This window comes from Streptomyces murinus, from assembly GCF_002154555.1.
Taxonomy (GTDB): domain Bacteria; phylum Actinomycetota; class Actinomycetes; order Streptomycetales; family Streptomycetaceae; genus Streptomyces; species Streptomyces murinus.
Genome location: NZ_MUNF01000052.1, coordinates 1 through 10,982 on the forward strand (window position 1 = coordinate 1; position 10,982 = coordinate 10,982).

Annotated in this window: 7 protein-coding genes and 2 pseudogenes; 4 read left to right on the forward strand and 5 right to left on the reverse strand. The window is 70.3% G+C overall.

Features of this window, described 5'->3' with window-relative positions; genetic code table 11:
• Both CCN72_RS03995 and coaD read right to left on the reverse strand, forming a co-directional pair.
• Positions 1–256 (reverse strand): annotated as a pseudogene (locus CCN72_RS03995) (DUF4232 domain-containing protein); the annotation flags it as partial.
• A gap of 255 nt (positions 257–511) precedes the next feature.
• Positions 512–937 (reverse strand): pantetheine-phosphate adenylyltransferase, encoded by a 426-nt coding sequence (coaD, locus tag CCN72_RS04000; protein ID WP_086806341.1) that lies wholly within the window; start codon positions 935–937, stop codon positions 512–514.
• 223 nt (positions 938–1,160) lie between these two features.
• Between coaD and acnA the strand changes: the two genes are divergently transcribed.
• The 3 genes and pseudogenes from acnA (at position 1,161) to CCN72_RS04015 (ending at position 5,645) form a co-directional block, all read left to right on the forward strand.
• The gene (gene acnA / locus CCN72_RS04005) at positions 1,161–3,878 is read left to right on the forward strand and encodes an aconitate hydratase AcnA (RefSeq protein WP_086806342.1); all 2,718 of its coding nucleotides are present in this window, start codon (positions 1,161–1,163) and stop codon (positions 3,876–3,878) included.
• A 218-nt stretch (positions 3,879–4,096) separates the two neighbouring features.
• A pseudogene (locus tag CCN72_RS41635) lies at positions 4,097–4,594 on the forward strand (DUF4158 domain-containing protein); the annotation flags it as partial.
• Positions 4,595–4,715: 121 nt separating this feature from the next.
• Positions 4,716–5,645: a hypothetical protein gene (locus tag CCN72_RS04015; RefSeq protein ID WP_143664037.1), complete on the forward strand. Its 930-nt coding sequence runs from the start codon at positions 4,716–4,718 to the stop codon at positions 5,643–5,645.
• Between the two features lie 55 nt (positions 5,646–5,700).
• Here the strand turns inward: CCN72_RS04015 and CCN72_RS04020 are convergent, their stop codons facing one another.
• Positions 5,701–6,399, reverse strand: coding sequence for an SDR family NAD(P)-dependent oxidoreductase (locus CCN72_RS04020; RefSeq protein ID WP_086806345.1), 699 nt, complete (start codon positions 6,397–6,399; stop codon positions 5,701–5,703).
• Positions 6,400–6,504: 105 nt separating this feature from the next.
• Between CCN72_RS04020 and CCN72_RS04025 the strand changes: the two genes are divergently transcribed.
• On the forward strand, positions 6,505–7,383 hold the full coding sequence (locus tag CCN72_RS04025) for a helix-turn-helix transcriptional regulator (protein WP_167408640.1): 879 nt from the start codon (positions 6,505–6,507) through the stop codon (positions 7,381–7,383).
• 236 nt (positions 7,384–7,619) lie between these two features.
• On the opposite strand, the gene CCN72_RS04030 is transcribed toward CCN72_RS04025, so the two are convergent.
• Together CCN72_RS04030 and CCN72_RS04035 are read right to left on the reverse strand one after the other, a co-directional pair.
• The gene (locus tag CCN72_RS04030; protein ID WP_086806346.1) at positions 7,620–10,340 is read right to left on the reverse strand and encodes a SpoIIE family protein phosphatase; all 2,721 of its coding nucleotides are present in this window, start codon (positions 10,338–10,340) and stop codon (positions 7,620–7,622) included.
• 64 nt (positions 10,341–10,404) lie between these two features.
• Positions 10,405–10,893, reverse strand: coding sequence for a GNAT family N-acetyltransferase (locus CCN72_RS04035; RefSeq protein ID WP_086806348.1), 489 nt, complete (start codon positions 10,891–10,893; stop codon positions 10,405–10,407).
• Positions 10,894–10,982 lie beyond the last annotated feature (89 nt).

The window sequence follows — 10,982 nt, forward strand, 5'->3', positions numbered from 1 at the left end:
TGCCGCGCTTCGTGGCGCCGGGGGCGACCGAGCGCACGGTCTCGGAGTGGTTGCCCATGACCGCGCCGCTGTCCGTGGTGAAGTCGAACAGCACCGTGTACGTCAGTGCCTGGCTGCCGCTGTTGGTGACCTCATAGGTGGCCGAGATCCCGGAGTCGGCGGCCGGGAGCGGGTCGGCGTGCACCATGTGGTCGGAGGGAGTGGGGCTCGGCGTGGCGGTGGGGATCGTCACCGAGGTGATCCGGACACCGTCCACGGCCGGTTCATCGACCGGAACCGCAGACCCGGACCCGGACCCGGCTGCGGCTCCCGACCCGGCCGCGCCGGAAACACCCGCGTGTTCGGTCCCGCACGCCGTGAGCAACAGCAGCGCGGCGACGGCGGGGACGACGCCCGGAAGAAGTGAGGAGGCATTGCGCATCCGCGCATCCCATCAGCGCCCGGCCCCTCGGGCCATGGCGGAAGCCACAGTTCCGGCCACCGGCAGGCACATGCCCTATTTGTCGCCCACCTAGTTGTCGCTCCCCGCGTGCCGGCCCATCGCGGTGACGAGGCTTGAGGAGACATGGGCCAGAGCCGGATCCGCGGGGAGGAAGAACGTCTCCACCCCGGCCAGTTCATGGTTCATCCGGGCCATCGGCATCTCGTAGTCCAGATCCTTGGCGTCCCGCACCCCGCGGACGACGACATCGATCCTGGCCCCGCGGCAGTAGTCGACCAGCAGCCCGCCGGTGTGCGAGTCGACCGTGACATTGCCCAGTCCGTCCGCCGCCGCGCGGAGCCGCTCCAGCCGCTCGGCGACGGGGAAGCGCCCGGTCTTGTGCGCGTTGAACATCACGCAGACCACGACCTCGTCGAACAGGAGGGACGCGCGCCGCAGCACGTCCTGGTGCCCTGGAGTGACCGGGTCGAAGGATCCTGGGAAGAGGGCTCGCATGACCGGAGAGAGTATCGGCAAAGGACGTCACGAAGGCGGCCCCGGCATGACCATCCGGCACCCATGTACTAGAGTTATCTCGACATCGAGATATCTGCCGAGGCGCACCGTAGCCGCCACTCCAGTAAGGCAAGCCTAACTTAGCCTGACCTTACTGGACCGGCCAAACCGGCGTGGCGGCAGGATTGACGGTGGTACGCGCACATCAATGAAGGAGACTGTCGTGTCGGCGAACAGCTTCGACGCCCGCAGCACGCTGCGCGTGGGCGACGAGTCGTACGAGATCTTCCGGCTGGACAAGGTGGAGGGCTCGGCCCGCCTGCCGTACAGCCTCAAGGTCCTGCTGGAGAACCTGCTCCGCACGGAGGACGGCGCGAACATCACCGCCGACCACATCCGCGCCCTCGGCGGCTGGGACTCGCAGGCCCAGCCCAGCCAGGAGATCCAGTTCACGCCGGCCCGCGTGATCATGCAGGACTTCACCGGCGTGCCCTGCGTCGTGGACCTCGCCACCATGCGCGAGGCCGTCGCGGCCCTCGGCGGCGACCCGGCCAAGATCAACCCGCTCTCCCCGGCCGAGATGGTCATCGACCACTCCGTCATCGCCGACAAGTTCGGCACCGCCGACGCGTTCAAGCAGAACGTCGACCTGGAGTACGGCCGCAACCGCGAGCGCTACCAGTTCCTGCGCTGGGGCCAGACCGCGTTCGACGACTTCAAGGTCGTCCCGCCGGGCACCGGCATCGTGCACCAGGTGAACATCGAGCACCTGGCCCGTGTCGTCATGGTCCGCGACGGCAAGGCCTACCCCGACACCCTGGTCGGCACCGACTCGCACACCACCATGGTCAACGGCCTCGGCGTCCTCGGCTGGGGCGTCGGCGGCATCGAGGCCGAGGCCGCCATGCTCGGCCAGCCGGTCTCCATGCTGATCCCGCGCGTCGTCGGCTTCAAGCTCACCGGTGAGCTGCAGCCCGGCACCACCGCCACCGACCTCGTGCTCACGATCACCGAGATGCTGCGCAAGCACGGCGTCGTCGGCAAGTTCGTGGAGTTCTACGGCGAGGGCGTCGCCGCCACCTCCCTGGCCAACCGCGCCACCATCGGCAACATGTCGCCGGAGTTCGGTTCCACCGCCGCGATCTTCCCGATCGACGACGAGACCCTCAACTACCTGCGTCTGACCGGCCGTTCGGACCAGCAGGTCGCGCTGGTCGAGGCGTACGCCAAGACCCAGGGCCTGTGGCTGGACCCGAAGGCCGAGCCGGACTTCTCCGAGAAGCTGGAGCTGGACCTCTCCACGGTCGTCCCCTCCATCGCCGGCCCGAAGCGCCCGCAGGACCGCATCGTCCTCGCGAACGCCGCCGAGCAGTTCAAGCAGGACGTCCGCAACTACGTGGACGTCGTGGACGAGGCGGGCCAGGAGTCCTTCCCGGCCTCCGACGCCCCGGCCATCCACCCGAACGGCGGCCCGTCCAACCCGGTCCAGGTCACCGCCGCCGACGGCTCGACCTACACGATCGACCACGGCGCGGTCACCGTCGCGGCCATCACCTCCTGCACCAACACGTCCAACCCGTACGTCATGATCGGCGCCGCCCTGGTCGCCAAGAAGGCGGTCGAGAAGGGCCTGTCCCGCAAGCCGTGGGTCAAGTCCACCCTCGCCCCGGGCTCGAAGGTCGTCACCGACTACTTCGACAAGGCCGGCCTCACGCCGTACCTGGACAAGCTGGGCTTCAACCTGGTCGGCTACGGCTGCACCACCTGCATCGGCAACTCCGGCCCGCTGCCGGAGGAGGTCTCCAAGGCGGTCAACGAGCACGACCTCGCCGTCGTCTCGGTCCTCTCCGGCAACCGGAACTTCGAGGGCCGTATCAACCCCGATGTCAAGATGAACTACCTGGCGTCCCCGCCGCTGGTCGTCGCGTACTCCATCGCGGGCTCCATGAAGGTGGACATCACCCGTGACGCCCTGGGCACCGACCAGGACGGCAACCCGGTCTACCTGAAGGACATCTGGCCCTCCGAGGCCGAGGTGAACGAGGTCGTCGCCAGCGCCATCGGCGAGGACATGTTCAACAAGTCCTACCAGGACGTGTTCGCGGGCGACGCCCAGTGGCAGTCGCTCCCGGTCCCGACCGGCAACACCTTCGAGTGGGACGCCGAGTCCACCTACGTGCGCAAGCCCCCTTACTTCGAGGGCATGGGCATGGAGCCGGCCCCGGTCGCCGACATCACCGGCGCCCGTGTGCTGGCCAAGCTGGGCGACTCGGTCACCACCGACCACATCTCCCCGGCCGGTGCCATCAAGGCCGACACCCCGGCCGGCAAGTACCTCACCGAGCACGGTGTGGAGCGCCGCGACTTCAACAGCTACGGCTCGCGCCGCGGCAACCACGAGGTCATGATCCGCGGTACGTTCGCCAACATCCGCCTGCGCAACCAGATCGCGCCGGGCACCGAGGGCGGCTACACCCGCGACTTCACCCAGGCCGACGCGCCGGTGTCCTTCATCTACGACGCCTCGCAGAACTACCAGGCCGCCGGCATCCCGCTGGTCGTCCTGGCCGGCAAGGAGTACGGCTCCGGTTCGTCCCGTGACTGGGCGGCCAAGGGCACCGCGCTCCTCGGCGTCAAGGCCGTCATCGCCGAGTCGTACGAGCGCATCCACCGCTCGAACCTCATCGGCATGGGCGTCCTGCCGCTCCAGTTCCCCGAGGGCACCTCGGCCGAGTCCCTCGGTCTGACGGGCGAGGAGACCTTCTCCTTCGCCGGTGTCACCGAGCTGAACAACGGCACCACGCCGCGCACGGTCAAGGTCACCACCGACACGGGCGTCGAGTTCGACGCGGTCGTCCGCATCGACACCCCCGGTGAGGCCGACTACTACCGCAACGGCGGCATCATGCAGTACGTGCTGCGCAGCCTGATCCGCAAGTAAGCGATCAGCGGGAGCAGTTGAGGGCCGCATCCCCGGCAACGGGGGTGCGGCCCTCATTCGTGCCCCGAAGCGCGTGCCCCGCAGGGGGCGCGGGGAACTGCGCGACCAGCCGACCCTCGGGGAGTATCCGAACGGAAATGAGCGGTAGCGAAGCGATCTTGATTCCGGTTCGGTGATGTGCCCGTTTTGCCTGGTCAGCGGGCTCTACGTTCCTGGTCGTGCCTGTTGAATACCTGTCTGCTGAGCAAGAGGCCCGCTATGGCCGGTTCGCCACGGAACCCTCACCCGGGGAGCTGGAACAGTTCTTCCGCCTGGATACCAGGGCCCTGGAGCTCGCTCGGGCGAAGCGCCGTTCGGCTACGAGGTTGGGGTGGGCGGTGCAGTGGGGCACGGTGCGGATGCTCGGCACTTTCCTGACCGAGGACCCAACGGCGGTGTCGGCCTCCGTGGTGCGGTTTGTCGCCGAGCAGCTCGGTCTCGACGACGAGCATTTCGCCGAGTACGGGACGCGCGCGCAGACGGTGTACGCACACGCGTGGGAGATCCGCGGCACCTACGGCTACCGGGACTTCGCGGCTGGGGAGGCGGAGCTGCGGGAGTTTCTGGCGGCGCGGGTGTGGTCGTCGCTGGAGGGGCCGCGGGCCCTGTTCGACCGGGCGGTGGTGTGGCTGGTGAACATCCGGGTGCTGCTGCCGGGTGTGACATCGCCGGCCCGGATGGTGGCCGCGCTCCGCGAGGAGGAGAATGACCGGCTGCACGCCGCGCTGTACGAGGTGGTGCCGTACGAGCTGCGGACCGAGATGGTCCGGCTGCTGGAGGTGCCCGGAGAAGAAGCGGGTGTCGGAGCTGGAGCGGCTGCGGCTGGGCCCGATGCGGGTGTCTGGCAAGGCCATGGAACTGGCCCTGGACCGCGCCCGCGAGGTGCGGGGCCTGAGGGCCGGCGCGGTGGATGCCGGACGGGTTCCGGCCGCGCGGATGACCAGCCTGGCCCGGTACGGGCTGGCCTCGAAGGCGCCGACACTGAAGCGGCTGGAGGTCACGCGGCAGACCGCGACGCTGCCGGCGACCGTGCGGCACCTGGAGACCGCGACGGTGGATGACGCGCTCGATCTGCTGCGTGCGCTGATGGCCACCAAGCTGCTGGCGAAGGCCGAGCGGATGGGCAACGACGCCCAAGCCCTGCCCCAGTTGCGCAAGGCCGCGAAGAAGGTCGCCGCAGCGGTCGACGTGCTGATGACGACGCCGCCCGCGACCGACACCGGCGAACTCGTCTCCGTGGCCGACGCGTGGTCCGCAATCGAGCAGGTCGTGCCGCGCGAGCAACTGGCCGAGGCGCTCGCCACGATCGCCTCGGTGGTCCCGGACACCGATGGTGACGACGACGGGGAATGGCGGGCCGAGCTGGTAGCCCGATACGGCACGGTGCGTGGCTTCGTCCGCCTCCTGGTCGAGATCACCGACTTCGGCGCCGTCGAAGCCGGCGCCGAAGTCGTTCAGGGCCTTCAAGCGGCTCCCGGATCTGATCGGCCGCAAGAAGGTCGGCGCCGAAGAGGTCGCCGCCGATCTGGTGACGGGCTCATGGCGGCGGCTGGTGTTCGCCGATCCCAACGTGCCGCACGGCTTGGTCGACAAGGCCGCGTACTCGTTCTGCGTCCTGGAGCATCTGCACCGCTCGCTACGCGGGCGGGACGTGTTCGCCAAGGACGGCGACCGCTGGGGCGACCCCCGCGCCAAGCTGCTGGCCGGGGGCACCGGGTGGGGGCGTGACGGTTGCCCCAGGTTCTCACGCTGGTCGGAGGCGGCAGTCTTCGGACCGTCGGTGTCAGGACCAGGCGATCTCGCCATGGCGGTCGATGAAGCGTCCGGTGCCGGCACCAGGCTCCTCGGTGGCGAGGGCGACGATCGCGTCCGTGCCCTCGGTGACGGTCTGGGAGCCGCTGTGACCGTTTATGTCGGTCGCGGTGTAGCCGGGGTCGGCGGCGTTGACGCGAATGCCCTTGAGGCCTCTGGCGTACTGCGTGGTCAACATCGTCAGCGCCGCCTTCGAGGAGGCGTACAGCGGCACGACGACGTGCGACTCGGACCGGCCGGGGTCGTGGGTGAAGGCGAGAGAGCCCATGCCACTGCTGACGTTGATGATCACGGGGTCGTCCGAACGGCGCAGCAGCGGCAGGAACGCGGCGGTGGTGCGGACCACGCCGATGACGTTGACGTCGAGGACGGCGCGGGCGTCCGCGGCGGTGAGGTCGCCGGGATCACCGAAGGGACCCTGGACCCCCGCGTTGTTGATCAGGACATCGAGCCTGCCCTCGTGCTCGGCGACGTCCGCGGCGGCAGCGGCCACGGACGCGTCGTCGGTCACGTCGACAGGGACGAAGCGTGCGCCCAGCGCGGCGGCTGCCTCCTCACCCCGCTCACGGTCGCGGGCTCCCAGGAGAACGGTGTGACCGCACGCGATGAGGCGGCGGGCGGTCTCGCGGCCGATGCCCTTGTTGGCTCCGGTGATGAAAGTGATCGTCATGCCTTCGATGGTTGCCTTGACGAGGGAGCCGGACCAGGCACGCTTCGACGGTGGGAAGGCCAGTACCACCCTCGCGCCCCCGCATGTGATCGGGGACGCGGGACGATGGAGAACATGACGACGACACCCCCCGGAGCTGGGCTGGGCGCGATGATCCGCACGTGGCGGAACCGGCTGCCCCCGTCAGCCGCTGGGCTGCCGGTCGTCCGCAAGCGCCGGGCTGTCGGGCTGCGGCGCGAGGAACTGGCCGACCTGGCCGGAGTGTCGGTCGACTACGTCGTGCGCCTGGAGCAGGGGCGGGCCACGACACCCTCGGCGTCGGTGGTGGCGTCCCTGGCGCGCGCTCTCCAACTGTCCACCGCCGAGCGGGACCACCTCTACCGGCTGGCCCAGATCGTGCCGCCGGCGGACGGCATGATCTGCGACCATCTCCCGCCCGGTATGCAACGGGTACTCGTCCGCCTCGGAGACATACCGGTGGCCGTGTTCGCGGCGGACTGGCAACTGGTGTGGTGGAACCACGGGTGGGCCGCCCTGCTGGGAGACCCCTTGGCCTCGCCGCCGCGGATGCGCAACTTCGCCCGCGACAGGTTCCCGGTGGACGTCGATCACACCCCCCTCGCGCTGTGGCCGGTCACCGAGACGGACCCCGACACCGCCGACGCCGCCCTCGTCTCCGATCTGCGCCGCGCCACCGGCCGCTTTCCCCGGGACAGCCGCCTGGCCGCGCTGGTCCGCGACCTGAACGCAGGCAACGAGAGGTTCGCCGAGTTGTGGGCGACGGGAGAGGTGACCGCGAACCGCGAGATCCACAAGAGGGTCGATCACCCGTCGGTGGGCCCGGTCACGGTGGACTGCGATGTCCTGACCGACGGCGACACGGAGCTCAAGATCGTCATCATGACCGCCGCGCCGGGCAGCGAGGACGAGACCAAACTCCAGCTCACCACCGTCGTCGGCCCACCGGCCGGCAGACGCAACTGATCCGCCCCGCGCGTCGGCCGACACAGCACTCTCGCACAACACCTCAGCGCCTGGGCACGCGAATACCTGCTGGTCAAGACCGCGCCCGCAACCTACAGACTCCCCGAACAGCCAGTGCCGACCGCCCCCGCGAGGCCGCTCGCCGCCACGAACACGCCGACCCCTCCCCGAGGGTCAAGCCACAATGCACCCGCGCCCGGCAGCGCACCTCCACCCCCATCGCCGCGAACCCGCCCTCAGATCGCGTCAAACGAATCCAGCGTCAGCTCCGGCATCACCGGCGGCGCCCCCCGCAGCGCCATCTCCGCCCAGATCACCTTCCCCTGCGGCGAATACCTCGTCCCCCACCGCTCCGTCATCTGCTGGACCAGGAACAGCCCCCGCCCGCCCTCGTCCGTCGTCGCCGCGTACCGCAGATGCGGCGACGTGTTGCTTCCGTCGGCCACCTCGCAGATCAGCGCACGGTCCCGGATCAGCCGCAGTCGGATCGGCCCGGAGCCGTACCGGATCGCGTTGGTCACCAGTTCGCTGAGCACCAGCTCCATGCCGAACGCCTGCTCCTCCAGCCCCCACTCCTCCAGCCGCTCCGTCACGGCCCGCCGTAGCCCCGCGACGGCGGACGGATCGGCCGGTACGTCCCAGTCGGCCACCTGGTCCGAGGTGAGCGCCCGGGTCCGCGCCACCAGCAGCGCCACATCGTCCTTGGGACCCTCCGGCAGCAGCTCCTCAAGGACCGCCCCGCAGCTCGCGTCCGGGGTGCGGTCGGGGTGCCCGGCCAGCGCCCGCCGCAGCAGTTCGAGGCCCTCGTCCAGGTCGCGGGTGCGGTCCTCGATCAGCCCGTCCGTGTACAGCACCAGCTGCGTCCCCTCGGCCAGCTCCAGCTCCGCCGTCTGGAACGGCATGCCCCCGAGGCCAAGCGGCGGACCGCCGGGCAGCTCCGGGTAGGTGACGCTGCCGTCCGGATGCACCAGCGCGGGCGCCAGATGCCCGGCGCGGGCCATGGCGCACCGGCGCGTGATGGGGTCGTAGATCGCGTACAGACACGTGGCCCCCACGATCGCGTCCGAGTCCTCCCCGTCCCCCTCGTCCTGGTCGATCCGCCCGACCAGGTCGTCCAGATGGCTGAGCAGCTCGTCCGGGGGCAGATCGAGGGTCGAGAAGTTGTGTACGGCGGTCCGCAGCCGGCCCATCGTGGCCGCGGCGTGCAGCCCGTGCCCCACGACGTCGCCGACCACCAGCGCCACCCGGCTGCCCGGCAGCGGGATCACATCGAACCAGTCCCCGCTCACCCCCGACTGCGCCGGCAGATACCGGTAGGCCACGTCCAGGGCGCTCTGCTCGGGCAGGGCGCGCGGCAGCAGACTGCGCTGGAGGGTGACCGCCAGGGTGTGCTCACGGGCGTAGCGGCGGGCGTTGTCGACGCTGACGGCGGCACGGGCCACCAGCTCGTCCGCGAGCGTCAGGTCCTCCTCGTCGAAGGGGTCACGCTTGGCCCGGTAGAAGTTGGCGATGCCCAGCACCACCCCGCGGGCCCGGATCGGGGCCGAGATCAGCGACTGGATGCCGTATTCGAGGATGTTCTCGGTGCGCTCCGGGTCCTGCGCCCGCCAGTCCGTCGCGGCGGCCAGATCGGGCACCAGTTCGGAGTGTCCGGAGCCGTAGCCGCGGGCCTGGGGCGTGAACGGCTTGAAGTCGATCAGCCGGTCCTGCTCGTACAGCGGATGGTCGCCCCGGATGCCGTGCACGGCGATACGGCGCAGGGTCGCCGCGGTCGGGGCGGGCTCCTCGCCGTGCAGGATGCCGTCGTCCAGGTCGACGGTGACGTAGTCCGCGAAGCGCGGTACGGCGATCCGCGCCAGCTCCTCCGCGGTGCGCCGTACGTCCAGGCTGGTGCCGACGCCGAGACCGGCGTCGTAGAGGAGCTTCAGCCGCTCCCGGGCGACCTCGGCGCGCCCGGAGAGTGCCTGGAGCTCGGTGGTGTCCCGCAGGGTCACCACGGTGCCACCAGGGGCGCCGCCGTGGTCGGTGGGCCGCTGGTTGACGGCGAGCAGCCGTTCCCCGGCGAACAGGACCTCGTCGGTGGCCTCGCGCCCGGAGGCCAGCAGCTCCACCGTCTCGGGGTCGAGTCCGGGCAGCTCGGACAGATGGCTGCCCTCGGCGTCGGGCGGCAGCCGCAGCAGGCGGCGGGCCTCGTCGTTGGCGAGCAGCAGCCGGCCGTCGTCACCGACGATGAGGACGCCCTCGCGCACCGAGTGCAGCACCGTGTCGTGGTGCTCGTACATCCGGGTCATCTCGTCCGGGGCGAGGCTGTGCGTCTGCCGCCGCAGCCGCCGCCCGACCAGCGCGGTGCCGCCGGTGGACACGACGAACGCGCCCGCCCCGGCGGTCAGGATGATCGGGATCTGCCGGTCCACCTCGCTGGTGACGTTCTTGACCTTGAGCCCGGCGGAGACGAGGGCGGTCACCTTGCCGTGCGCGTCCTCGATCGGCACGGTGGCCTGCATCTCCCGGCCCAGCGGACCGTGCACGCTCTCCGTGTACGTCTGCCCGGCGAGGGACGGCCCTATGGTGCCCACGAACCGCTGGCCGATCTTGCTCGGCATCGGGTGCGTATAGCGGATGCCGTGCGTGTCCATGACGACGATGAAGTCGACCCCGGCCGCCTTGCGCCCCGCCTCGGTGATCGGCTGGAGCACTTTGGAGGGCTTGGGGGTCGCCAGCGCCTGAAGGACCCCGGGGGAGTGGGCGAAGGTCTCCGCCACGGCGACGGAACGACGCCGGGCCTCGGCCGTGGTGTCCCGCTCGGACTGGAGAAAGAGGGCGAGGACGCCACTGAGCACCAGCAGCACCACGAGGGCCGCCTGAAGCAGAAAGACCTGCTTGGCGACGCTCCACTGCCTCCCGCCGACCACAGAGCGCCACAGCAGGCGTCTGAATCGAGCAACGGTGTCCGACATGCCGCATTTGTAGCACCGGGGTCCGCTCCGTGGCCACGGTCCGTCCACAGATTGGACAGGTGTTCTAGGGGGTGGAACCGTCGGCGGTCAGAAGGGGCAGTTCCAGCAGTTCCGCCGAGGGCTGGAAGCCGGAGCGCCGGTAGAGAGGATCGCTGCGCTCCGACGGCCAGACGATCAGCGTCTCCAGCCTCGCGCCGCGCGCGTACGACGCCAGCGCGTCCAGGAGCGCGGTACCCGCCCCCTGGTTCCGGTACGGCGGCTCGACGAAGAAGTTGGTCACATAGCCGAGCGAGTCGTTGTCGGCGAAAGGCTCCGGCACCCGCTCCACCAGCGCGAGGAAGACATGGCCGCGGATCTCGCCCCCGGCCTCCGCCACCCAGGCCAGCCACTGCCCGCCGCCGAGCCGCTCACGGATCCACCGCTCGGCCTCCGCCGGGGGCCGGGCGGTGTCCGGTGGCGCCCCGTGGTCCTCCCGCTTGAACGCCCAGCGCAGCTCGGCGAGGGCGGGGGCATCGGAGGGCAGGGCGGGCCGCACACGGAGATCATTCGTCATGGGGGCGAGTCTCGCGTCCACGGCCCGGTAGGACGAGCCGATTTCCTACAGCGCGTCCAGGCCCCGCTCATGGTTCTTGACCGCCTCGC

What these genes read in the sequence shown, in the direction of transcription:
- coaD (WP_086806341.1), bottom strand. Translation starts at nt 937, where the DNA reads ATGCGAGCCCTCTTCCCAGGATCCTTCGACCCGGTCACTCCAGGGCAC.
- CCN72_RS04020 (WP_086806345.1), bottom strand. Translation starts at nt 6,399, where the DNA reads ATGACGATCACTTTCATCACCGGAGCCAACAAGGGCATCGGCCGCGAG.
- CCN72_RS04025 (WP_167408640.1), top strand. Translation starts at nt 6,505, where the DNA reads ATGGAGAACATGACGACGACACCCCCCGGAGCTGGGCTGGGCGCGATG.
- CCN72_RS04030 (WP_086806346.1), bottom strand. Translation starts at nt 10,340, where the DNA reads ATGTCGGACACCGTTGCTCGATTCAGACGCCTGCTGTGGCGCTCTGTG.
- CCN72_RS04035 (WP_086806348.1), bottom strand. Translation starts at nt 10,893, where the DNA reads ATGACGAATGATCTCCGTGTGCGGCCCGCCCTGCCCTCCGATGCCCCC.